Annotated in this window: 22 protein-coding genes and 1 pseudogene; 20 read left to right on the forward strand and 3 right to left on the reverse strand. The window is 63.9% G+C overall.

What is annotated here, in order from left to right; all coding sequences use genetic code 11:
• The first annotated feature begins 189 nt into the window (after positions 1-189).
• The 8 genes from CXY75_RS18880 (at position 190) to CXY75_RS18915 (ending at position 8,694) form a co-directional block, all read left to right on the forward strand.
• Positions 190-1,215 carry a TerC family protein gene (locus CXY75_RS18880; protein ID WP_104084307.1) on the forward strand — a complete coding sequence of 342 codons (1,026 nt, stop codon included), beginning with the start codon at positions 190-192 and terminating at the stop codon, positions 1,213-1,215.
• A 37-nt stretch (positions 1,216-1,252) separates the two neighbouring features.
• Entirely contained in the window at positions 1,253-2,044 is a 792-nt protein-coding gene (locus CXY75_RS18885; protein ID WP_104084308.1) for a PP2C family serine/threonine-protein phosphatase, read from the forward strand.
• A gap of 153 nt (positions 2,045-2,197) precedes the next feature.
• Positions 2,198-3,658 carry a 3-isopropylmalate dehydratase large subunit gene (leuC, locus tag CXY75_RS18890; protein ID WP_104084309.1) on the forward strand — a complete coding sequence of 487 codons (1,461 nt, stop codon included), beginning with the start codon at positions 2,198-2,200 and terminating at the stop codon, positions 3,656-3,658.
• Position 3,659: 1 nt separating this feature from the next.
• Entirely contained in the window at positions 3,660-4,286 is a 627-nt protein-coding gene (gene leuD / locus CXY75_RS18895; RefSeq protein WP_104084310.1) for a 3-isopropylmalate dehydratase small subunit, read from the forward strand.
• A 151-nt stretch (positions 4,287-4,437) separates the two neighbouring features.
• Positions 4,438-5,760, forward strand: a complete 1,323-nt coding sequence (gene murA, locus CXY75_RS18900; protein ID WP_233202043.1) for a UDP-N-acetylglucosamine 1-carboxyvinyltransferase — start codon at positions 4,438-4,440, stop codon at positions 5,758-5,760.
• A 7-nt stretch (positions 5,761-5,767) separates the two neighbouring features.
• On the forward strand, positions 5,768-6,556 hold the full coding sequence (locus CXY75_RS18905) for a 1-acyl-sn-glycerol-3-phosphate acyltransferase (RefSeq protein ID WP_233202020.1): 789 nt from the start codon (positions 5,768-5,770) through the stop codon (positions 6,554-6,556).
• Positions 6,546-7,697 carry an NAD(P)H-dependent glycerol-3-phosphate dehydrogenase gene (locus CXY75_RS18910; protein ID WP_233202021.1) on the forward strand — a complete coding sequence of 384 codons (1,152 nt, stop codon included), beginning with the start codon at positions 6,546-6,548 and terminating at the stop codon, positions 7,695-7,697. Before CXY75_RS18905 ends, CXY75_RS18910 begins: the two co-directional genes overlap by 11 nt.
• Complete coding sequence (locus CXY75_RS18915) at positions 7,597-8,694, forward strand: D-alanine--D-alanine ligase family protein (RefSeq protein WP_104084313.1); 1,098 nt, start codon at positions 7,597-7,599, stop codon at positions 8,692-8,694. Before CXY75_RS18910 ends, CXY75_RS18915 begins: the two co-directional genes overlap by 101 nt.
• A gap of 375 nt (positions 8,695-9,069) precedes the next feature.
• On the opposite strand, the gene CXY75_RS18920 is transcribed toward CXY75_RS18915, so the two are convergent.
• Positions 9,070-9,597, reverse strand: a complete 528-nt coding sequence (locus CXY75_RS18920; RefSeq protein WP_104084314.1) for a DUF3515 family protein — start codon at positions 9,595-9,597, stop codon at positions 9,070-9,072.
• A 24-nt stretch (positions 9,598-9,621) separates the two neighbouring features.
• Between CXY75_RS18920 and thiL the strand changes: the two genes are divergently transcribed.
• Positions 9,622-10,752: a thiamine-phosphate kinase gene (thiL, locus tag CXY75_RS18925; protein ID WP_104084315.1), complete on the forward strand. Its 1,131-nt coding sequence runs from the start codon at positions 9,622-9,624 to the stop codon at positions 10,750-10,752.
• Here the strand turns inward: thiL and rsmD are convergent.
• Complete coding sequence (rsmD, locus tag CXY75_RS18930) at positions 10,749-11,324, reverse strand: 16S rRNA (guanine(966)-N(2))-methyltransferase RsmD (protein ID WP_104084316.1); 576 nt, start codon at positions 11,322-11,324, stop codon at positions 10,749-10,751. The two genes, thiL and rsmD, sit on opposite strands and share 4 nt — an antisense overlap.
• Before the next feature lie 50 nt (positions 11,325-11,374).
• Here rsmD and CXY75_RS18935 point away from each other — a divergent pair, with 50 nt between their 5' ends.
• From CXY75_RS18935 to CXY75_RS20665, 11 genes and pseudogenes are all read left to right on the forward strand, one after another.
• Complete coding sequence (locus CXY75_RS18935; RefSeq protein WP_104084317.1) at positions 11,375-13,624, forward strand: ATP-dependent DNA helicase RecG; 2,250 nt, start codon at positions 11,375-11,377, stop codon at positions 13,622-13,624.
• 64 nt (positions 13,625-13,688) lie between these two features.
• Positions 13,689-14,177 carry a pantetheine-phosphate adenylyltransferase gene (gene coaD, locus CXY75_RS18940; RefSeq protein ID WP_104084423.1) on the forward strand — a complete coding sequence of 163 codons (489 nt, stop codon included), beginning with the start codon at positions 13,689-13,691 and terminating at the stop codon, positions 14,175-14,177.
• A 146-nt stretch (positions 14,178-14,323) separates the two neighbouring features.
• Entirely contained in the window at positions 14,324-15,301 is a 978-nt protein-coding gene (locus CXY75_RS18945) for a MoxR family ATPase (protein ID WP_233202044.1), read from the forward strand.
• Between the two features lie 3 nt (positions 15,302-15,304).
• The gene (locus tag CXY75_RS18950) at positions 15,305-16,708 is read left to right on the forward strand and encodes a DUF58 domain-containing protein (RefSeq protein WP_104084319.1); all 1,404 of its coding nucleotides are present in this window, start codon (positions 15,305-15,307) and stop codon (positions 16,706-16,708) included.
• Positions 16,701-19,103 carry a DUF3488 and transglutaminase-like domain-containing protein gene (locus CXY75_RS18955; RefSeq protein ID WP_104084320.1) on the forward strand — a complete coding sequence of 801 codons (2,403 nt, stop codon included), beginning with the start codon at positions 16,701-16,703 and terminating at the stop codon, positions 19,101-19,103. The genes CXY75_RS18950 and CXY75_RS18955 overlap by 8 nt, the downstream gene beginning before the upstream one ends.
• A 37-nt stretch (positions 19,104-19,140) precedes the next feature.
• Positions 19,141-19,710 carry a DUF177 domain-containing protein gene (locus CXY75_RS18960; protein ID WP_233202022.1) on the forward strand — a complete coding sequence of 190 codons (570 nt, stop codon included), beginning with the start codon at positions 19,141-19,143 and terminating at the stop codon, positions 19,708-19,710.
• Between the two features lie 2 nt (positions 19,711-19,712).
• The gene (gene rpmF / locus CXY75_RS18965) at positions 19,713-19,916 is read left to right on the forward strand and encodes a 50S ribosomal protein L32 (protein WP_092108959.1); all 204 of its coding nucleotides are present in this window, start codon (positions 19,713-19,715) and stop codon (positions 19,914-19,916) included.
• A gap of 33 nt (positions 19,917-19,949) precedes the next feature.
• Positions 19,950-20,642, forward strand: coding sequence for a ribonuclease III (gene rnc, locus CXY75_RS18970; RefSeq protein WP_104084321.1), 693 nt, complete (start codon positions 19,950-19,952; stop codon positions 20,640-20,642).
• Between the two features lie 11 nt (positions 20,643-20,653).
• Positions 20,654-21,565, forward strand: a complete 912-nt coding sequence (mutM, locus tag CXY75_RS18975) for a bifunctional DNA-formamidopyrimidine glycosylase/DNA-(apurinic or apyrimidinic site) lyase (RefSeq protein ID WP_104084322.1) — start codon at positions 20,654-20,656, stop codon at positions 21,563-21,565.
• Between the two features lie 322 nt (positions 21,566-21,887).
• A pseudogene (locus CXY75_RS21170) lies at positions 21,888-21,953 on the forward strand (type II toxin-antitoxin system prevent-host-death family antitoxin); the annotation flags it as partial.
• Between the two features lie 195 nt (positions 21,954-22,148).
• A complete protein-coding gene (locus tag CXY75_RS20665; protein WP_104084425.1) occupies positions 22,149-22,514 on the forward strand; it encodes a type II toxin-antitoxin system VapC family toxin in 366 nt (121 codons plus the stop codon).
• Between the two features lie 66 nt (positions 22,515-22,580).
• Here CXY75_RS20665 and CXY75_RS18990 read toward each other — a convergent pair whose 3' ends face one another.
• Positions 22,581-23,681 (reverse strand): GNAT family N-acetyltransferase, encoded by a 1,101-nt coding sequence (locus CXY75_RS18990; protein ID WP_104084323.1) that lies wholly within the window; start codon positions 23,679-23,681, stop codon positions 22,581-22,583.
• Positions 23,682-23,683: the final 2 nt, after the last annotated feature.

The raw sequence follows: 23,683 nt of genomic DNA on the forward strand, positions 1-23,683 counted from the left end.
TGTAGAATTTTGCTAGCGAAGGGGAGTATCCCTCTGGGCCCCATCGGGTTCTATGTCGCGATCGTCAATACGGGCCGCAGTGACGGGGCCCCGGTCGCGGTGGCACCGGTTGGTTCCGTTTTGGTCCTACTGCTGCGGGAGAGACTTTCGGGTTTTGTAACACCGACTCCTTCACCCTTGAAAGGCCCCATGGAACTCGCTCTCCCGCTCTGGTTCGAAGCTGGATCACTTGTCGTTCTGACCCTTATTCTGGTCGCTGACCTGCTCATCGTCTATAAACGTCCGCACGTTCCGAGCATGCGCGAGGCTGGCCTGTGGGTGGCGTTTTATGTCGGGCTTGCCCTCGTCTTCGCGCTGCTCATGCTAGTGCTCGGTGATGCCGAGCACGCCGGGCAGTTCCTGGCTGGCTGGCTGACCGAGTACAGCCTGTCGATCGACAACTTATTTGTCTTCGTCATCATCATGGCCCGGTTCTCGGTGCCGAGAAAATACCAGCAGGAAGTGCTGATGGTAGGCATTATTATCGCCCTCCTACTCCGTGGAATCTTCATTCTGCTTGGCGCCCAGCTGATCGAAAGCTATAGCTGGATTTTCTATATCTTTGGCGCGTTCTTGTTCTACACCGCGGTCAAGCAGGCGTTCTCGTCGGAGGAGGAGACCGAAGATAAAGAAAACGGTGTCATTCGTTTGCTGCGCCGCCGCATTCGCATCTCGTCGGAATTCGACGGTTCCAAGGTGCGCACCGTGATTGACGGCAAGAAGGTCTTCACCCCGATGCTGATCGTGTTCATCGCGATCGGCACCACCGACCTGATTTTTGCCCTCGACTCCATTCCGGCAATTTTCGGAATTACGACGAGTCCGTTCATCGTGTTCACGGCCAATATTTTCGCGCTGATGGGCCTACGCCAGCTCTACTTCCTGCTCGGTGGGCTGCTCGAACGTCTGGAGTACCTCAAGTACGGCATCGCGGTCATTCTCGCCTTCATCGGTGTCAAGCTCGTGCTGCACGCCTTGCATACCAATGAGGTGTTCTTCATCAACGGTGGGCACGGCGTTGAATGGGCCCCGGAAATCGACACCTGGACCTCGCTCGGCGTCATCATCGGTAGCATGGCTGTGGCTACCATCGCAAGCCTGATCAAGGCACGCCATGACGCCACGAAGCGTGGGCACACGCTCGCCGAAGAGATTTCGGTAAACGCCAAGGAATGATTGATCGAAGCCGGGCGTCGGCGAATGGGGGATTTTTATGACTCTGAATCAGCAGAGCACGATTGAACTTTTCACCGCCACCGCACGACTTCGCTACAGCGCACGCACCGACGTCGGTAGCGTGCGCAAGATTAACGAAGACAGCATTCTTGCTCAGTCACCGGTCTTTCTCGTGGCTGACGGTATGGGCGGGCACGCGCAGGGTGACGTCGCCAGCCAGACCGTGTTGCGCGTGTTCGACGAGCATATCGCCAGGGATCTGCCGTCGACGCCGGAACGTATCCTCGATGCCATCCACTCCTCCAACGATGCCGTGCGTGATCTGAGCGCGGTCGAAGATTCCGGTACGGCGGTATCGGGAACGACTCTGGCCGGCATCGCCCTGGTCGATGCCGGAGACGAAGTCGGCTATCACTGGATGGCCTTCAACGTCGGTGACTCCCGCGTATATACCTACACCAACGGCGTTCTTCAACAGTTGTCTGTCGACCACTCCGCCGTGCAAGAAATGGTGGATGCCGGCCTGATCTCGACCGCGGAGGCCGAGAAGCATCCGGAACGGAACGTCATCACGCGAGCGATCGGAGGCGACGAATTTGTCGACGCCGACGTCTGGCTGCTGCCGGCCACCGGCGAAAGCTCCTTCCTGATCTGTTCTGACGGTTTAACGAAGGAACTTGATAACGCGGATATTGCGCGGGTGCTGGCCCTGGATCTCCGCTTGGATGCTGCCGGGCGCACGCGCGCTGACATTCTCGTCGACGAGGCCATCGCGCGCGGAGGTCGGGACAATGTGAGTGTTGTCTACGTGGAGTCGACCGTCGTCTGAGGCGCTCGTGCCGCACGGTGTTGGGCGAGGTGTTACCCTGATGCCATGGTGCTGAACCGACTTCTTCTGTGCCGCGACGAGTCCCTGTACTGAGGCCTCCCTCGTCGCGGCGTTCGGCGTGGCTGCCATCGATTCGTGAGGAAGACGCTCAAAATGACCAACGTAATACCCACATTTGCCGTAGGTTCCGACACCGGACTACGCACCTTGGCCGAGAAAGTCTGGGACAAGCACCTTGTCACCAAGGGTGAAGACGGCGCCCCTGACCTGATCTACATCGACCTACACCTGCTGCACGAGGTCACCAGCCCGCAGGCCTTTGACGGCTTGCATCTAGCTAACCGGCCGCTGCGTCGGCCCGATTTGACCATCGCGACCGAGGACCACAACACTCCGACCCTCGCGATCGACAAGCCCATCGCCGACCGGACCAGCCGCACCCAGATCGAGACTTTGCGTCGTAACTGCGCCGAGTACGGCGTTCGCCTGCACTCACTGGGGGACATCGAACAGGGCATCGTGCACGTCGTCGGCCCCCAGCTCGGCCTGACGCAGCCCGGCATTACCGTGGTCTGCGGTGACTCGCACACGTCGACTCACGGCGCGTTTGGCGCGATGGCCCTCGGCATTGGCACGAGCGAGGTCGAACACGTCATGGCTACCCAGACGCTGCCGCTCAACCCGTTCAAGACGATGGCCATCACCGTCAACGGCGCCCTGCGCACCGGCGTGACCGCGAAAGACATCATTCTCGCCGTGATCGCCAAGATCGGCACCGGCGGGGGAGCCGGCTACGTGCTCGAATACCGTGGTGAGGCCATTCGCGCGCTCTCCATGGAGGGGCGCATGACCATCTGCAACATGTCGATCGAGGCCGGCGCCCGCGCCGGAATGGTCGCGCCAGACCAGGTCACCTACGACTACCTCGAGGGTCGGGCACACGCCCCGCGCGGCGCCGACTGGAACGCTGCGGTCGCTTACTGGCAGACTCTGGCCACCGATGAGGGCGCAACCTTCGACGCTGAGGTCATCATCGATGCCAACGAACTCGAACCCTTCGTAACCTGGGGCACCAACCCCGGCCAGGGCGTGTCTCTGAGTGGCTCGGTGCCGAACCCGGCTGAGATCGTTGACGCCAACGAGCGTTCGGCGGCCGAGCGGGCGCTGGAATACATGGACTTGAAGGCCGGAACGCCGATGAAGGAGATACGGGTCGACACTGTTTTTCTCGGCTCCTGCACGAACAGCCGGATCGAAGACCTGCGGGCCGCCGCCGAGATCATCACGGGCAAAACCAAGGCCGAAGGGCTGCGCATGATGGTCGTTCCCGGTTCGGCCCGGGTGCGCATCGAAGCCGAAGCCGAGGGACTCGACAAGATCTTCCTGGAGTTCGGCGCCGAATGGCGCTTCGCCGGCTGTTCAATGTGCCTCGGCATGAACCCCGACCAGCTCGAACCCGGCGAACGCTGCGCCTCGACCAGCAACCGCAACTTCGAAGGCCGTCAGGGCAAGGGGGGCCGCACCCATCTGGTGTCGCCACTCGTCGCGGCCGCCACGGCTATCCGCGGCACACTCAGCGGCCCGTGGGACCTCGTTCAGGATGGAGACCAGTAACATGCAGAAATTCACCACCGTCACCGGCATCGCTGTACCGCTGCGCCGTTCCAACGTCGACACCGACCAGATCATCCCGGCCGTGCACCTCAAGCGGGTTACGCGCACCGGTTTTGAAGATGCCTTGTTTGCGGCTTGGCGCCTCGACCCGGAATTCGTGATCAATAAGAAGGAGTATCAGGGCGGAAGGGTGCTCATCGCCGGGGCCGACTTCGGCGTCGGCTCCTCGCGTGAGCACGCGGTGTGGGCGTTGCGCGACTACGGTTTCGACGTGGTATTGAGCCCCCGTTTTGGCGACATTTTTCGCGGCAACTCTGGCAAACAGGGTCTGCTTGCCGGTCAGATCAGCGAAGCGGATGCCGAGACGCTCTGGAACCTCGTCGAGTCAGCCCCCGGCATCGAGTTGACCGTGGATTTGGTGAGTAAAACGGTGAGTGTCGGCGATCTAACCGTGAATTTTGAAATCGACGATTACACTAAATGGCGGCTACTCGAAGGTCTGGATGACATCGGGTTGACCCTGCGTGATGAAGCGCGAATCAGTGAATTCGAAGCGAAACGGGAATCATGGTTGCCACGCACCCTTCCCGCACTTTCCCCCGAATCATCTCCTAATAGTTTGCAGTAATTTGCACGGCACTAACTTGTACCAGGACGGGTAATTTGTGAGCACTCTCAGCGACACCGACGTGACCAAGGCAAAGAATTTGAACGATGCGCCGGACCACGGCGAGGCGAACGAGCGGGGCAGCGCTCAAAACCACGGAGCATCCGTTGGTTTGACCGCTGACAAGATCACCATCCGCGGCGGGAGCCCGCTGGTCGGCCGGATCGAGGTGAAGGGGGCGAAAAACCTCGTCACCAAGGCCATGGTCGCGGCTCTTCTCGGCGAGACCCCGAGCGTGCTCAAGGACGTTCCGAACATCAGCGATGTTCGCATCGTTCGCGGTCTGCTCGAGGTGCACGGCGTCAAGGTCACCGAGGGCGACGAGCCAGGAACGCTCCTTCTCGACCCGGTCAATGTGGAGAGCGCGCACTTCGCCGCCATCGATGCCCACGCCGGTTCCAGCCGCATCCCCATCTTGTTCTGCGGACCGCTGCTGCACCGGCTCGGCGAGGCGTTCATTCCCGACCTCGGCGGCTGCCGCATCGGCGACCGCCCGATCGACTTTCACCTCGAGGTGCTGCGCAAATTTGGCGCCGTCGTCGACAAACAGCCCAACGGCATTCGGATGTCGGCGCCGAACGGTCTCAAGGGCGCCAAACTCGAGCTGCCGTACCCGAGCGTCGGCGCTACCGAGCAGGTGCTGCTCACCGCGGTGCGGGCCGAGGGCCTCACCGAGCTCAAGGGTGCGGCGATCGAGCCCGAGATCATGGACCTCATTAACATTCTGCAGAAGATGGGCGCCATCATCACGGTCGATACCGACCGGGTGATCCGCATCGAGGGCGTCGAACGCCTGGTGGGTTACAACCACCGCGCACTGTTCGACCGCAACGAGGCCGCCAGCTGGGCGGCCGCAGCCCTCGCCACCGACGGTGACATCTTCGTCGGTGGCGCAAGGCAGGCCGAGATGATCACCTTTCTCAACGTCTTCCGCAAGGTCGGTGGCGCGTTCGACATCCACGATGACGGCATCCGTTTTTATCACCCCGGCGGCGATCTCAAGCCCGTCATTATCGAAACGGGCGTTCACCCCGGTTTCATGACGGACTGGCAGCAGCCGCTCGTTATCGCGCTGACCAAGGCACACGGCACGTCCATCGTGCACGAAACGGTGTACGAGCAGCGGTTCGGCTTCGTTGACGCGCTCGTCGAGATGGGCGCCACCATTCAAATTCACAAGGAATGCCTCGGCGGCCATACGTGCCGATTTGGCCAGCGCAATTTCAATCACTCCGCCGTCATTACCGGACCGACGAAGCTGCACGGCGCAGACGTCGTCGTGCCAGACTTGCGCGGCGGTTTCAGCCACCTAATCGCGGCGCTTTCGGCGGATGGCACCTCTACGGTCAGCAATGTGGGAATCATCAGCCGCGGCTACGAGAACTTCATCGGCAAGCTGCGGCTTTTGGGGGCGGACTTCGATCTCGAAGGATAATAGGCGCGTGCCTGATAATAACGACGTTCCCGCCGCCTTCAAGACACCGACCCGAACCCGTTCGGAGAAGAGCCGTCCGAGCGCGTTCTGGATTCTCGCTGGGCTGATTCTGCCGGTGATGAACGTCGCCGCGCGGTATGAGATCATCGACGCGGACAAGTTTCCCCGCACCGGCGCGTTTGTGTTCGCGCCAAACCACTACAGCGAAATTGACCCGGTGGTCATGGGCGTCGTGGCTTGGAAATTGGGGCGGATGCCGCGGTTTTTAGCGAAGGAATCAATTTTCACTATTCCCGTCATCGGCGCTGTACTGCGCAAATCGGGTCAGATTCCGGTGCAGCGCGGCGGTTCTGTGCGCGGAAGCGAACCGGTGAAAGCCGCCCAGCGCCTCGTCGACCAGGGCCAGATGGTCGTCGTCTACCCGGAAGGTTCGCTCACCCGTGATCCAGACCTGTGGCCGATGCGCGGCAAGACCGGTGCCGTGCGTATCGCGCTCGAGCAGGGGATTCCCATCGTGCCGGCCGCCCACTGGGGTACCCAGCACCTGATGGAACGATATTCCAAGAAGATTCACCCTTTTCCCCGCAAAACCATCACCGTGAAAATTGGCGACCCGGTTGATCTCTCGCAATTTCGGGGGCGCAGCCTCGACATGGCAACGCTGAACGAAGCGACAGCGGTTGTGATGGTGGCTATCACCTCGCTGCTCGAAGATCTGCGCGGCGAAAAAGCGCCGGTCAAGCGCTGGAATCCGGCGGAGCACAACCAGAAAGAGACCGGTCGTTTTGAAGCCTAGAACCCCCCAGCAGCCCAAGATTCAACCAGGCACCCGGGTGGCCGTTTTAGGTGCGGGCAGTTGGGGAACGACATTCGCTAAAATTCTGACGGATGGCGGTGCTGACGTCGTTCTGTGGGCTCGCCGCCCCGAATTGGCCAGGGAGATTGCTGAGGCCCGTCGCAACAGCGACTATCTGCCCGGCGTGAACCTGCCGGTGGGTCTGCGCGCCACGAGCCGCCTCGACCTCGCCCTGGCCGACGCCGAGATGGTGTTCGTCTCGGTGCCGAGCCAGTCCCTGCGGGAGAATTTGAAGCAGGTCGAAGAGTATCTGGCAGCGAACGCGATTGTCATCTCGCTCATGAAGGGCGTTGAACGCGCGACCGGCATGCGCATGAGCACGGTGATCGAAGAGGTGCTGCGCATCGACCCCGATCGCATCGCCGCGATCAGCGGTCCCAACCTCGCCCTCGAAATCGCCAAGGAACAGCCCACCGGCGCCGTCGTATCCTCGTCGAGTCTGGAGACCGCGCAGGCCGTGGCCAAACTCGCCACAAACCGCTACTTTCGCTCCTATGTCAACACCGACGTCATCGGTACCGAGTTCGGTGGCGTGCTGAAGAACCTTATAGCGGTCGCCATCGGCATCGTCGACGGTGTCGGCTACGGCGAGAACACCAAGGCGTCGATTATTACGCGCGGCCTGGTGGAAATGACCGACTTTGCCGTTGCTTATGGTGCCCAGGCAGAGACGTTGGCCGGTTTGGCCGGACTCGGCGACCTCATCGCCACCTGCCAGTCGCCTCTATCGCGCAACAACACGGCTGGACGGCTGCTCGGCCAGGGCTACAGCATCAACGATGTCGTCACGCAGATGCAGCAGACCACTGAAGGCCTCGCGTCGGTCAAGCCCATTCTCGAACTCGCCCGCGCCAAGGGCGTCGAGATGCCCATCGTCGAACAAGTACGTCAGGTTCTCGACGGCACACTCAACCCCCGCGACATTGCGCCGCACCTCACAACTGACTCCGGCGAACCGCAGGGCGAAAGGACACTTGACGATGGACAAGCTCACGGTGGTGCTTCTCTTTGGGGGGCGTTCCAGCGAACACTCGATCAGCTGCGCCACGGCGGGCGGGGTGCTGGCAGCCCTCGACCCTGAAGCGTACACCGTCATTCCGGTCGGAATCACCCATGAGGGCGCGTTCGTACTCGAAGACAACGACCCGGCCAAGTTCGCCCTCAACTCTTCTGCGTTGCCCGTTGTCGCTGACAACGGCAGCAGGGTGCGCTGGCCGCAGAGTGCGTCGAGCCGGGAAATGACCGTCGTCGATGCAGCGGGTGAGCGCTCGCTCGGCCCGGTCGACCTCATATTCCCAATTTTGCATGGACCGTTCGGTGAGGACGGCACCATTCAGGGCATGCTCGACCTCCTCGGCCTGCCCTATGTCGGGTCGGGAGTGCTCGCATCCGCTTTGGGCATGGATAAGCACTTTGCCAAGAGCGTCTTTCAGCAGGCGGGACTGCCGGTAGCGCCGTGGCGTACCCTGAGCGCTAGTGACTGGGCGGAAGCCCCGGGAACGGCTTACGCTGCCCTGGAGGAGCTGGGGCTGCCCGCCTTCGTCAAGCCGGCGCGTGCTGGGTCGAGCGTTGGCGTTAGTCGAGTCTCAACGCCGGATCAGCTGGCCGAGGCGATGACCGTTGGACTCGCCGAAGACAACAAGGTGTTGATCGAATCCGGGCTCATCGGTCGCGAACTCGAGATTGCCGTGCTACAGGGGCGCCCTGGCGATCCGACGCGCGCCTCCGTGGCCGGCGAGGTCGTCGTGACCGGCCGCGACTTCTACGATTTTGCCGCGAAGTACCTCGATGCACCCGGTGTCGATTTGGTCTGCCCTGCGCCACTGACTGCCGAGGAATTAGCCGAGGTTCAGCACTTAGCGATTCGTGCGTTCGAGGCCATTGGCGGAGCCGGACTTGCCCGGGTGGACTTTTTTCTCACGGCGACCGGCTGGGTCATCAACGAGATCAACACCATGCCCGGTTTCACGAGCATCTCGATGTTCCCGAGCTGCTGGCTGGCCAGCGGCTATACCTATCCGGAGCTGATCGACGAACTCATCGCTGTAGCCATGGCCCACGCCCGCCACGGCTCCTGAGCGCCGAGTCCGCCGGTATGCGTTGGCTTGGACTTCGTTACGCGGGAGTTACGCCAGTGCGCGGGAGCTGTAGCCGGGCCGTAGCTCCCGCGCCACGCGTTTCGCGGGACCTGCGCAGCTACGCGGGGGTTTGGCCTCCCGCGCAGTGGCGTATCTCCCGCGTAGCGCAAAGTAGAGGCAACCGACCCGTTGCCGCGCTCGGAACCGTGTCATCGCGACGACGTATTGAGGCGTTTTTGCGCTAAAGCTGGCCATCGATCGTCGTGATCCAGCCTCGGGGACGCTCCCATTCCCGTTGGTCGAGCGTGCCGAGACCCCATCGACCAACGCGACTCGGTCTGCGGAACGCGCCTACACGAGAAACCAGACCAGAGGCTACGGAGCGGTCGTGGCCCCGTCGGCAGGCAGCTGCACGTCTTCGGCGCCGATGCACGCTCCGGTCACCGGCACATAACCGACCGCGTTGGACACGTCGACGAGCGCCGTTGAACCACTCACGACTTCGGAGTCGATCACGATCTCGATGGCCGGATCGCGACCGTACGTGGTGTATCGGTACGTCGGAGCCGCGGAGTCGTCTTCGATCCAATCGACTCCGTTGATATTCAGGCACGGCAGCGTCGTTGGTGCCGGTACCGTGACGCCGCAGTGCAACAGTACGGCGGCAGGGTCCCCCCAGGCTCCGGTGCTTTGCGCGTTCGTCTCCCGTGACTCCTGATCGGCGACCGTAGACGGCAGATGCACGATGACGTCGGCGCAGGTCACGTTGGTGGCATCCGGGGCGGCGGTCAGCGGCACGGCGGCGGCGCAGCCGGCGAGCAGCAGCGCACTCGCCAGAACGGTCAGGGCGGCCACGGCTGCGCGTCGCGGCACGGAGTATGGGAGCAGGAATCGGTGAGACATCGTATTCAGGTTACCGTTTCTTACATGACTACTGCTGCGGATGCCCCGCGTTCAGACCGCACGCCGTCGCCCACTCCGGAGTCCTCGCTGCGACTGGCCGCGATTGAACTGACGGATACGCCGACGGCTGCGGACACCGCCACGTCCGAACCAACGACTTCGCCAAGCGAGACTCTCGCAGACCTCAGCGAGGGCGCCGTTCTGGCGCGGATCTTTCCGCGACTGCCGGTGGCAGCCGCCCAACTACTGGGCCCCGGCGACGACGCAGCCGTCATCGCCGCGCCCGACGGCCGTTTCGTCGTCACGACCGACATGATGATTCAGGGCCCCGACTTTCGCATGGCCTGGTCGACACCGCACGATCTGGGTTGGAAGGCTGCCGCGACCAACCTGTCCGATGTGGCCGCTATGGGCGCACGCCCGACCGCCTTGGTCGTCGCGATCGCTGCTCCGCCGTCGACACCGGTCTCGGTCTTGGAAGGCATCGTGGACGGATTGCGCGATTGCTGTGAGGCCCTAGCTCCCGGCTGCGGAGTAGTCGGCGGCGACCTGTCGGCTTCCGACGCCCTGACCCTCGCCGTGACGGCGTTCGGCGACCTTGAGGGCCGAGCCCCTGTTGTGCGCTCTGGTGCGCGCGTCGGGGACACTGTGGCCCTCTCTGGGCGCCTCGGCGATGCCGGAGTCGGCCTTGAGCTGCTGTTTCGCCTCGGCGTCGACGCCAACGGAGTACCCGACATTGACCGTGCCAATGCTCTCAAGCTCACCCACCCGCGCGAGGTGGCCGCCCAGCTCACCCCCGAGCCGCCGATCGAGAGCGGTCCGATCGCTGCCCTCGCCGGAGCCACAGCCATGCTCGATGTCTCGGACGGGCTGGCCATCGACGCCGGTCGTATCGCCAGGGCTAGCGGCGTCGCCATCGACTTCGACTCCGCCCGCCTGGGCGATCGCATCGAGGTGGCTCTCGGCGGCGGCGAAGACCACGGGCTGCTGGCTACCTTTGCGTCCGACGCCGTTCTCCCGGCGAGCTTCCGCCGTCTCGGCACTGTCACCGAGGCATCCGCTTCTCTCCCGGCCGGATCGATCACGCTCGACGGCGTGCTACACGCTCACGGCGGCTGGGACCCTTACCGTGGCTGGGACGGTGCGGCGGGCTAGTTTTGTTCGATGGGGGAGGCGTACCAGACGGTCGTGTCGCCGTACTCCTTGCGACGTTCGAGCGCGAGCTGCGCGCCCCAGTCCGGCTCGGGTGAGCGCGAGTTGCGCTCAAGCACCACGAGCGCGTCTTCGGCCAGCAGTGGAGCGAGCGCGCTCAAATTGTGCCCGAGCTCGACTTCGCTGAGGTCATAGGGCGGATCGATGAACACAACGTCGAAGCCGTCCTTAGTAGCGGCCAAAAACGACTGGACCGCCTGCGATGACACCGCAATCTTCAGTTCGGTGCCTGTCGGCGCTGAGCGCTGCACGGCTTCGGCGTTCTTACGGCACATGGCCGCGGCTCCATAGCTGTTCTCGACGAGCGTCACCACCCGCGCCCCGCGACTGGCAGCCTCGAGGCCCAATGCGCCGGAGCCAGCATACAAATCCAACACGCGCATGCCGTACACGGCGTCCCGTGAGTCGAGTGCCGAAAAAATGGCTTCGCGCACCCGGTCGCTCGTCGGCCGCGTTCCCGATTTTGGAACGGCCAGGGTCACAGAGCCGGCAAACCCGGAAATAATTCGCGTCATAACTCTTTGAGCCTAGCTGCCCTGTCGGAGGCTCGGTTTACGATGGAATTATGACCGGTTCGAGCGCTACCCATGGCCCCGAATTCGATGGTGTTGCATTGCCAGTTCCCCAGCGTGAACCGCTGACGCTTGACACTCCCCTGAAAAAAGCCCTCAGCGCGCCTCAGGCCACGGCGTTGTTGAAGGCCTTCGCCATGCATACCGTCAACGATCTGCTCAGCCACTACCCCCGTGATTACGCCGACCGCGAGGTGCTCCGGCCCCTGAATCAAGTCACGCCCGGCGCCAACATCACGGTCATCGCAGACATTGTTTCTGTACATGAAAAACGCATGTCGTCGCGGCCGGGCACAATCGTTGAAGTGGTGATCTCCGACGGTGGAGGCGAGTTCACCCTCACATTTTTCGGTAAAAATAGCCAGGAGTGGCGCCTCAAACAATTACGACCAGGCCTGCGCGGCAGTTTCTCCGGCAAAGTGCGCGTGTACAGGGGCGAGAGTCAATTGACGAATCCGTCGTATAAAACCTTTGAGAGCGAAGAAGAAGAGGAGCGCGACGACCCGGCGGTGCGGCTCCGGCGCAAGCCGCTCATTCCGATTTACGCGGCAACGGCGGCCGAACCCAGCTGGAACTTGCAAATGATGATCGACCAGGTCCTGCGGCGCATTGGTACTCTGCCGGACCCTGTTCCCGACGATCTCCGGGCCGAACACGGCCTGCTCAGCCACACCCAGGCCATCCGTTGGATTCACAGCCCGGATGATGAAAAACAGTGGATGGCCGCACAGAACACCCTGCGATTTACCGAGGCTTGGGTGCTGCAGTGCGCGCTGATGCAGCGGCACAGCCTGGCAAGGGAGCGTCGCACCCGGCCGCGTGTTCCAACGCCCGGCGGGTACCTGGAACGCTTTGACGCCGCGTTGCCCTTCGTGCTCACGGTCGACCAAGAGATCTGCGCGGTCGAAATTGCTACCGACATGTCCCAGTCCGGCCCGATGAACCGTTTGTTGCAGGGCGAGGTCGGTTCCGGCAAGACCGTCGTGGCACTGCGGGCTATGCTGGCCGTGGCCGATAGCGGCGGCCAGACGGCGCTACTGGCGCCGACCGAGGTGCTGGCCGGGCAACACCTGCGGTCGATTACGACCTTGCTCGGCCCCGATCTCGCGGCTGAACTCATGCCAACCCTGCTCACCGGCAAACTTCCGGTAGCGCAGAAGCGCAAGGCCCTGCTGCGCACGGTATCTGGCCAGTCACGCATTGTGATCGGCACCCACGCCCTGCTCAGTGACACCGTGACCTTCTTCGATCTTGGTCTGATCGTGATTGACGAGCAACATCGGTTCGGCGTCGAGCAGCGGGAATCTCTACGGCTCAAGGGCGCAGAGCCACCGCATGTGCTCGTCATGACGGCTACCCCGATTCCCCGCACCATTGCCATGACCGTATTCGGCGACCTGGACGTGAGCACCATCCGCATGCTGCCGGCCGGACGTCAGGGCATCACCAGCATTGTCGTGCCGCTGTCAGATCACCCGAGCTGGTTTCAACGCATCTGGACCAAATTGGCCGAGGAACTCGCTCTCGGACGGCAAGGTTTTGTGGTCTGCCCGGCAATTTCGCCAGCCGAGATTGAAGAAGGCTCAGAGGCCGCGACAGAACCAGTGTCCGAGGACGACAAGAAGATTCCGCTCGCCAACGTCGAGACCGTGCACGAGAAGCTGCGCGGATTCGCGCCGCTGGCCGAATATCGTATAGAAGCCCTACACGGACGCATGACGAGCGACGAAAAAGATCGCATCATGCGCGCGTTCGCCGACGGTGAGATCGACGTTCTCGTCGCAACGACCGTTATTGAGGTCGGTGTGGACGTGCCCAACGCTTCGGCCATGGTGGTGCTGGACGCTGAACGCTTCGGCGTTTCTCAGTTGCATCAGTTGCGTGGTCGAGTTGGACGTGGCGGTGTGCCGGGGCTGTGTCTGTTGGTCACCAACTCCCGCACCGGGTCGCCTGCCCGCCAGCGCATCGGTGATGTCGCCGCGACCCTCGACGGTTTCCGGCTCGCCGAACTCGACCTGGCGCTGCGTCGCGAGGGCAATGTGCTCGGCGACATGCAATCCGGCGAGGGAACGTCGCTGCGTTTTCTGCGGGTAGCTGTGGACGGCGATCTAATTGCCGAGGCGCGACAAGCCGCGTACCACCTCGTTTCGGGGGATCCGGGCATCCGCACCAACCCGGCCCTGCGCGACGCGATCGCGCGTCGGCTGAACGAATCCGAGCGCACCTGGCTCGTGAAAGGTTGAATATGCTCACTCGTCGCCCGCTACCGGGCAGCGCACCGTCAGTCTGTGGCAGTAGGGTGTGACCATGCGCAGGATCGCCGTCGTCCCTGGATCATTTGACCCCGTCACACTGGGCCACTTGGACGTGATCAATCGCGCGGCCGGCTTGTTCGACGAACTTCACGTTCTTGTCGTGCACAACCCCGACAAATCGGCCCTGCTGCCGATCAGCCAGCGCGTGTCGCTGCTGGAACAAGCCATCAAAGACGCCGGGCTGCCGACAAACATCGTCGTCGCCAGCTGGAGCATGGGCCTGCTCGTTGACTACTGCATGGATGTCGGCGCGAGCGTGCTGGTGAAGGGCATCCGCTCGCAGGTTGACGTCGCCTACGAGACTCCGATGGCCATCGTCAATCGCAACCTGGCTGCCGTCGAAACGGTCTTTCTGCTGCCGGATCCCGCCAACGCCCACGTCTCCAGCTCGCTGGTGCGTCAGGTGGCCGGCCTCGGTGGCGACGTCTCGCCGTACGTGCCACGAGCCGTCGCTGAATATCTGGAGCGGTCGCGAGTATGAATCAGCCGGCGCGCGCCTCGGCATTTGATCAGTCGCCTCGCGCTTCAGAGCCGTCGGTCGACACAGTGCGGGTCACGGACGTGTCAGCCGGTGATCTGCCCGAGCTGGTAGACCTGTCCGAATTGCAAGCCGCGGGTCGGGCCATCATGCGCAACATCGAGACGGTCATTGACGGCAAACACGAGGCGGTGCAGATCGCGCTGACCGTGCTGCTCGCCGAAGGCCACCTGTTAATCGAAGATGTTCCCGGCGTGGGCAAGACCATGCTCGCCAAGGCACTCGCTCGATCCGTGGACTGCACCGTCGGACGCATCCAGTTCACCCCCGACCTGCTGCCCTCCGATGTGACCGGCGTATCGGTCTTCAACCAGGGGGAGCGCCGCTTTGAATTCAAGCCAGGGCCGGTCTTTGCGAATATTGTCATCGGTGATGAAATCAACCGCGCCAGCCCGAAAACCCAGTCGGCGCTGCTGGAATCGATGGAAGAGCGCCAGGTTACCGTCGACGGCATTACCTACCCGTTGGCACTGCCTTTCACCGTTATTGCCACCCAGAATCCGATCGAGATGGAAGGCACCTATGCCCTTCCTGAGGCGCAACGGGACCGGTTCATGGCCCGCATCTCGATGGGGTATCCCGACTCCCGGTCGGAACTGGCCATGCTCGACTCACGCGACACGAACAGCCCGCTCGCGCTGATCGCGGCCGTCGTGTCGGGCGAGACTCTGCGGGCGATGATGCACACGGCCCGCACAATTTTCGCCTCGGCCGCGGTCAAAGAATATGCCGTGAATATTAGTCGGGCCACCCGCGATGATCGCGATCTGCGCCTCGGCGCCAGCCCGCGCGCGACGCTGCAGCTGATCCGCGCTGCGAAAGCACAAGCGGCCCTGAACGGCCGAGAATACGTACTTCCCGACGACATCGATTCACTCGCCGTTGCCGTGCTCGGACACCGACTGGTTCCCACCAGCCGCGCGCTCGGGCATCACCATCAGGACAGCGGGCCGGTGATCGACGATATCGTGCGCCGCATTCTGGCCGATACTCCCGTGCCAGTGGGGGAGACGCCGGCGGTGCACGCCGTTCCGGTTCGGCCGGTTGGATCAGCAGGACAGCCGTAGCGGATGGACGCGCGCGCTGTCGGTGATTCGGGACGGGTGACCCGTCCGGCCTGGCTCGTGCATCTGGCAGTGCGATTGCGCGCACGATTTACCCTGCGCGGCGGACTGTGTTTCGCATCCGGCATTGTTTTGCTCATCACCGCCGTGGTGGTGAACAGCCGGGACCTCATTTTCGTGGCCGGGCTGCTCACCATGGCCCCGCTCGTGGCGATCGGCTACGTATCGCTACGCCCAGCCCGCGTTGAGGTGATCCGTACCTTTCGCCCATCGGTCGTACCCGCTGGGGGAGAAAGTGTCGTCTCGTTGCAGCTGCGCAACCTCTCGGCGACACCGCTGAGCGGTGCCAGCTGGTCAGACACTCCCGAACCCGGAATCAACGTGGCTGCGGCAAGCCCGCTGTTGCTCGTGGACAAATTTGGCGCGACCGGCGACAGCGTGCGGCTCGAATACACGGTGACGCCGCGGGAGCGTGGGGTGTACGAGATTGGTCCGCTACTGGTCTCCCGGCATGACCCGTTTGGATTCGCCCACAGCACGCGTGTGGCGGGTGAACCGCATGACCTGATCGTGACGCCGCGGGTCATACCCCTGCCGGGCAGTGCACTGGGCCAGACCGGCAATGACGGTTCGATCCGCGAGTTATTGCGTCAGGCGAGTGTGACCTCGGACGAACTCATCGCTCGCGAATACCGCCCGGGTGACCCGATGCGGCGCGTGAACTGGCCGGCCACGGCTCGGCACGGCGAAATCATGGTGCGGCAGGAGGAGTCGCGCAGCAACCCAGAGGCCCGTATCGTGCTTGACACCACCCTGGCTGGAAGCGCTGCGATGGGTGCCGGTCGGGTGCCGCCGCATCTCGTGGCCGCATTCGAACTCGTGGTCGAGCTGGCGGCATCCGTTGGTGTGCACCTGCTCGATGCCGGCTACCGCGTCGAGGTGAGCGAACTCGGTGCGAGCCAGCTCCTGCCCGGGGGGGAGCAGACTCGTGGCGCTGAGCAGGCTCTGGGCGGGCTGCACGGTGACGTGCCGGCCGTCTACCGCGCTCCCGGCGGTGACCGAATGCTGCTGGAGAGCCTGGCGAGCGTGGTTCCGGTTCCGTGGCCCAGTCGCAGCGAGCGCATCGCCGCGGCGCGCCGCGCTCCGGTGCGGGCAGCGCTCCGCGGGGCGCAACTCTCTCTGCCGACGTTTGCGATGCTCGCCAGTGTCTCTGAAGCGGATGTCGATGACCTCGTCGCGCTCGCCCGTCACTGCGAGCCCGCCGTCGCGTTGGTGGCACGCACCGTAGTCGCGCGTGCCCGCGAGCGGCTGCAGGAGGCCGGCTGGCGCTGCGTCGAGCTTCAGACGGCCGAAGACCTGCCCGGCGCCTGGGAGGGCGTATTTCAGGAGCAAGGCTCCGTTCATGACTAGCCCGGCGACCAAGCCGGCTCCAGCGGTCGGTTTTGCACAGCACCCGACCGTGCCCATACCGCCGCGACCGGTGAGGCGCCGGCGCGGCGGCCCGGATGCCGCACTCTGGCCTCTCGCCCTCACCATGCTGCTGTTGCTCCTGATCTCCTGTGCGGCCCTCGGACCGTTGTTGCGGGGTAGCGCGTGGTGGTGGGTGTGTGCGGCCGTGGCAACGGCCGTGCTGCTTGGCGCTGCGGTGCTTCGACGTCTGGGAGTGCCTCGCCGGGTCGTTCCATTCGCGAACACCGCGGTGCTCGTCGGAACACTGACGCTGCTGTTCGGCGCGGGAACCGGGCTGTTCTGGCTCCTTCCGACGCCAAAAACGGTGCAGACTTTCAGCGGCCTGGTCGACGCAGGGGTGGCCTCCATCGCCCAGCAGAGCACGCCAGCAGAGGTGACCATCGGCATCCTCTTCTTGTTGGCCAGCGGTACCGGGCTCATCGCCGTTGTGATGGACCTGTTGGCCATCACTTTTCGCTGGCCAGCCCTCGGTGCGGTTCCCGTGCTGGTGCCGCTGCTGGCGCCTAGTTTTGTTATCGAGGACGGAGCAGACCTCCCCGCGCTTATTGTGGCTGCCATCGCGTTTTTGCTGCTGCTGCGCGTGGACGTTTACGTGCATCGAGCGCAGGAGACGCGGCATCCGCCGGTCGGACCGCTCGCTCCCCGGTCGTACCGTGCCGCGCAGCCGCGCGGCCCCGGGCCAATGTGGGGAACGTTGGCGGTGGGATCGATCGCCATTGTCAGTGCACTGGTGCTCGGTGCGATTGCGCCAGCGCTGACGGCGGGCGGGTTGGTCTCGCCCCGAACCGGCGGGTTATTGTTTGGAAGCGGGGTCAGCCCCATGATCAGCCTGGGCCAGGACCTGCGTCGTCCCAAGGCCGGGCCAGCGTTTCACTACACGTCCACCGGCACGGAGCGGCCATATTTCACCCTGCTGACCCTCGACGAGGTGATCGGACTGAACTGGACGGCGCGCACAGATCGAACAGACACCCGCAACACCGTCGATGACATCCAGCGTCCGTTCGGGCTCGCCGCCAACGTGGAGACCACCCAATCGTCGACCGCGGTCGTGATCGACGGCGTCAACAGTCATTGGCTGCCAGCACCGGCCCGCGCGACCAGCGTCGAGGGGCTCACCGGCCGCTGGTACTGGGATAGCCGCACCCGGGCAATCGCAAGCGTTACAGCGAACACCTTCGGCCAGAAGTACACGGTGTCGGCGCTTGAACTTGAACCGACCGCCGCGCAGCTGCGCAGCTCGAGCACAAACTTTCCAGCGAGCGTGCAAGAAAATCTTCAACTGCCGGTGGAACCGCCGCTCATTATCGAGGAGACGGCCCGGCAGGTCACGGCCGGAACGGCGTCGAACTATGACGCCGCCGTTGCCATCCAGAACTACCTGCGTAGCAGCGTCTTCACCTACGACACCGAAGCGCCCGTCGAAGATGGCTATGACGGTGGCGGCGTCGACGTGATCGGCGTGTTTCTGCAAACCCAGCGCGGGTACTGCGTGCACTTCGCTGCGACCATGGCTGCCATGGCGCGCACGCTCGGCATTCCCTCTCGGGTGTCGCTCGGCTATCTACCCGGCGTGAAATCGCAGGACCAAGAGACGGGCGCTGTGCGGTACGACGTTGATTCGCACGACCTGCACGCCTGGCCGGAGCTGTACTTCGTCGGCATCGGCTGGGTGCGATTTGAGCCGACGCCGGGCCGCGGCACGGTACCCAACTACGAGACGATAGTGGATTCCGGCACATCGTCGGCGCTGCCAGGTGGAGCCGCCGCCACGAGCGCTCCCGGTCTGAGCCCCGACCGGCTCGCCGACGATACGGCCCTCGAAGGCGGCGCCGCCGCGCAGACGGCCTCCGGCGCCAGCAACCTGTCGTCCGTCGTCGGCTTCAGCGCGCTCGGGCTCGTGCTGCTCCTCCTGCCGGCAGCGGGCAGACGGATGCTGCGGCGCCGGCGGCTGCGCCGCATCCGTTCCGGAGAGGCCGGCGCAACCACCGCGTGGACCGAGTTGCAGCACACCTGTCGCGATCAGTGGATTCCCGTGCCAGACACCGAGACTCCGCGTGCCTTCGCGGCACGGTTGGAGCGGCTCGGCACCCTCGACGCCGCCACAGCGGAGGCGCTGGAACGGGTGCTGCTCGCGGTCGAGCGGTCTCGGTTCGATCGCGCCGGTGCGCCGGCACCGACCCTGGCCGAGGACCTTACCCGGGTCGTGCGCGCGCTGACCCGGTGCGCGAGTGTCGGCATCCGTTTGCGGGCTGTTGTTTTGCCTGCCTCGCTGTTCACCGCGCTCGGTGCGTTGCTGGGCGGCGAGCGTCGGGCCAGCACGATCGCCTCCTGAACGGAGCACCCACGCAGAAAGCGTACAATTTACGACCGTGACTAAGTTCAAGAAGACGCCGTACACGGTCGATGTGCGTGACCTCATTAACCGCCCAGGCACCATGCACGAACGCCACCTCGACATTGCAGTGCCCGACGACCTCGGCGCCGGCCTCGTAGCCGTGAAAGCCGGGTCGATTCTGTCGACTGAGCTGCGGCTTGAGGCGATGCACGAGGGAATTTTGGTGAGCGTCGAGGTGTATGCGCGGGCGCTTGGCGAGTGCGGCCGCTGCCTGAAAGACATCGACCTGCCGGTTCGAGTTCATTTTGCGGAGCTTTTCGGTTATCCTCAGGAGGAAGCCTTCGAGTTTGAGATTTTGGACGACCATGTCGATTTGGAATCTTTGATCCGGGACGCGGTAGTGTTATCACTTCCGTTCCAGCCGGTATGTCGGCGGGATTGCCCTGGTCTTGACAGTGAGACCGGACAGCCGCTTGACGAATTGCCCGAACTCGTTTCCGACGATGCGCTCGATCCCCGGTGGTCAGCGCTGGCGGGGTTCACGGCTTCCACAGACAACGACATGGGTGCGGACACCCATGTTTCAGACAGAGAAGAGAAGTAGTCATGGCAGTTCCGAAGCGCAAGATGTCGCGTTCCAACACCCACTCGCGTCGCGCGCAGTGGAAGGCCACGCCTCCCACCCTCGTGAAGACCATGGAGGGCGGCAAGGTTGTCTACAGCCTGCCTCACCGCGCCAAGGTCGTCACCGACTCCACCGGCACCCCGTTGTTCATGGAATACAAGGGCCGTAAAGTCGCCGACATTTAAGTCGTCGCTGCTCCATAGACCAGAACTCGGTCAATGAAAAGCGTGAAGACCGAGCGGTCGCCCCTGTTGGCGACCCTCGGCGTGCAGATTGAACCGGTGATTCTGGAGCTTGCTCTGACCCACCGGTCTTTTGCGTACGAAAATGGCGGCATTCCCACCAACGAGCGTCTGGAATTTCTCGGCGACTCGATTCTGGGTCAAGCCGTCACGGTCATGCTCTACCGCAGCTACCCTCACCTCGACGAGGGGCACCTCGCCAAGCGCCGGGCCAGTCTGGTGTCGACGGCAGCCCTCGCGCAGATCGCTCGCGGCCTTGATCTGGGCGAGTACATTCTGCTCGGTCGGGGCGAGATTCTCACCGGGGGACGCGACAAGGCCTCCATTTTGGCCGACACCGTTGAGGCGCTTATCGGCGCGACGTTCTTGGATGCTGGTGGCGCAGTCGCCACCGCGTTTGTGCTGCGCCTGATCGAGCCGCTTCTGGCCGAGCCCGGCCACTTCGGCGTGTCGATGGACCCGAAGACGAGCCTGCAGGAGCTCGCCGCGAGCAGGGGGGTCGGCGTTCCTGTCTACACCCTCGAGGACAGCGGACCCGATCACTCCAAGGTGTTCGTCGCGACGGTCGTTATCGGCTCGGCCGTGACCGCCCAGGGCGTTGGCCCGAGCAAGAAGTTCGCCGAGATGGCCGCGGCCCGCGACGCCATCGACCGGCTCAACGCACTCTAACTTTTCTGCCTATGCCGGAACTGCCCGAAGTTGAAGTCGTGCGCGCCGGCCTACAGCCGGCCGTGACCGACGCCCTGGTTACCGGGGTCGAAATCTTCGACGAGCGTTCCTTGCGCCGGCACGCGCCGGCGGCCGGATCGTTCGCCGAGCGGCTTGTTGGGCGACGAATTCTCGCGGCCGTGCGCCGCGGCAAGTTTCTGTGGCTGCCGCTCGACAGCGGCCGCGCGGTGGTCATTCACCTCGGGATGAGTGGCCAGGTGCTGCTGCGCGCACCGGGAGCGGCGCCCGATCGTATGTTGCGCATCCGTTTGACGCTGGAACACCCGACCCACGGCGAACTGTGGGTCAATTTCGTCGACCAGCGCATCTTCGGCAGCATGGCCGTCGATACCATGGGCCCGACCGCTGACGGGTTTTCCGGTGGCTATTCGGCAACCAGCGAAGCGGATGCCGCCTGGCAGCACCGCATTCCGTCGCAGGTCGCGCATATCGCTCGCGACCCGATCGACCCGTCGTTTTCTGCGAGCGCTTTCTTCGCGGCCCTGGCGCGCAAGAAGACCGGTATCAAACGGGCCCTGCTCGACCAGAACCTGATCAGCGGTATCGGCAATATCTACGCCGACGAAGCGCTGTTCGCCGCGCGCATCCACTACGAGCAGCCGGCTGCATCGCTGTCACACGCGAAAGCCACGACCTTGCTCGCGGCCGTGCGCACCATTTTGCAACGCGCCCTGGCCGAGGGCGGCACCAGCTTCGACGCCCAATACGTGAATGTGAACGGTCAGTCCGGCTATTTCGCGCACAGCCTCGAGGCCTACGGCCGGCAGGGCACGCCGTGCTCCCGCTGCGGCACCCTTCTCGTGCGTGAGCAATTCATGAACCGGGGCTCGCACTTCTGCCCGCGCTGCCAGCGGCTGCGGTAGCCGCGTTGCGCTGGGCGTTGGCTGCGCTGGCGTTGGTGCATCGAGGCCGATGCGGTCCTGCACGCTGCGCGGGAGGTGCGCCAGTGCGCGGGGGTTCGGGTCTGGCCATTACTCCCGCGCCATGCGCCGCGCGGGAGCTGCGCCAGTGCGCCGGAGTTCGGCCTCCCGCGTAGCGGCGCAGTTCCCGCGTAACGCGCCCATCCCGGTGGTCGAGACCACTATGCGCCCAACGCAACCCGGTCTGCGGACTGCCAGCCACCAGGCGCAGACGGGGAGGAGCCAATCTGTACCAATCTGGAACTGTCAGTTGTACGGTCGCGACATGGAAGTAGCGATCGGCACCTTACGCGCAGAGCTGTCGAGTTGGATCGAACGGGTGCGAAGTGGTGAAGAGGTCGTCGTGACGGATCGGGGTGTTCCGGTGGCTCGCCTGACCCAAGTGGACACCACCTCAATTTTGGAGCGGCTCGTTTGGGAGGGGGTATTGAGGGCCTGCGTGGCACCCCGCGGCCCGCGGCATTCTGAGGGCCCATGCCAGCGGCCCGGTGGCCGGTCTCGTCACCGAACAGCGCCGCTAAAGCGCATGACGATCGTCTACTTCGACAGCAGCGCATTCGTCAAGCTGATCGTCGAGGAGGAGGGCAGCGATTTCGCTGCCGATCTGTGGGACGGTTGCGACGCGGCTGTGTCGAGCAAACTTGCCTATCCCGAAGTACGTGCCGCTCTGGCCGCAGCGGGGCGAGCGCATCGACTTACCCCGGATCAACAGGCGCGCGCTGAGACGGGATGGGAACACGTGTGGATGACCGTCAGGGCGATTGAACTTACTGACACCGTCACCGCACGTGTGGGACAACTCGCCAGCAGTTACGCGCTTCGAGGTGCCGACGCAGTGCACCTGGCAAGTTTTCGCGCGATCGGAGGCGCCGACAGTGTGTGTGCAGTGTAAGGCCAGCGACTCCGAACCGGGGCGCAGCAGTTGGGCGTACGCGTTGCACCATGAATCGCGAGCGACCTAGTGTTTTTCGGCGAGGCCAGCGATCGTTTCGACGCGTTTCCAGGCACCCTCATAGCCCATCGGCACGAAACCGAGCGCCTCGTTGACGTCGAGCATGTGCCGGTTCTCTTCCGCGTTGAAGGTTGTCACCGACGGATGCCCGGGGCTCGCCTGCGCAAGATACTCCAGATTCGCACTTTTCAGCAGCATGCCGAGGCGGTGGCCGCGGTGCTCCCGAAGCACGAGGGTATCTTCCTGACCAACGGACCGATTGGATTCGGCCGGAACTGACAGCTGAGTGAAGGCGACGAGATGACCGCTCGGCTCGAACAGTGCGGCCGCGGTGAGCATACGCCGCGGGCTGGCAGCGCGGGAGGCCTCTGCGCTCACCAACCGCTCGGCGGTCCAGACGTCTTCTGGCTCCTGGAGACCGGCCGTCGGGGCATCGGTGCTCATGCGGGTAAAAAGGAGTGCGAGGTCGTCGCGCCACCGCGGGGGAGTTTCCCCGCTCCAACAGTGCACGGTGTAATCGCGACCGGCCCGCGCCGCAGCATCCGCTCGAAAGCGGCGGATTACGCTGTCGTCGGCGGGCAGGGCGAGTCGGCTGCCGCGCTCCACCTGCTCGAGGCGATAACCATGGGCGAGAAGAAAACGCACCTCGGGGTTATCGCGCGGAACCGAACCGAAGCCGGTCGGGGCGGCCAGACGTTCGCCAGTGGCCTCGGCGGACACCGTGTAGGCGATGAGTTCGCGCCGGTTCTCGGTCGCGGCTAGGGCCTCGACCCGGTCGGCGAGGGCAGCACCGATGCCACGGCGGCGCCAAGCCGGCAGCACCTGCACGCCCAGCCAGGCATGGTTGTCATTCGGTTCGAGCAGGGTTTCGTAGGTGGCGCGGGCCACGACGGTGCTGTTGACCCGGGCCACGAACATGCGCTTGGGATCATATGTGGTGTTGAGCCACCCCGGCAGCAGCTCGTCCGCCGAGTACTGCAGGTCGTCCGTGCCAAAACCCTCAGCTTCGACGATGTTGCGGAGCGCGGCGACTGCCTCCCAGGAAGGCCAGCCGGGCGCATTCGGGGACGCAGGAATGACGAGTTCCTCGATCGAGAAGTTGCTCATGC

This window comes from Cryobacterium sp. Y11 (genome assembly GCF_002929535.1).
Lineage (GTDB): Bacteria > Actinomycetota > Actinomycetes > Actinomycetales > Microbacteriaceae > Cryobacterium.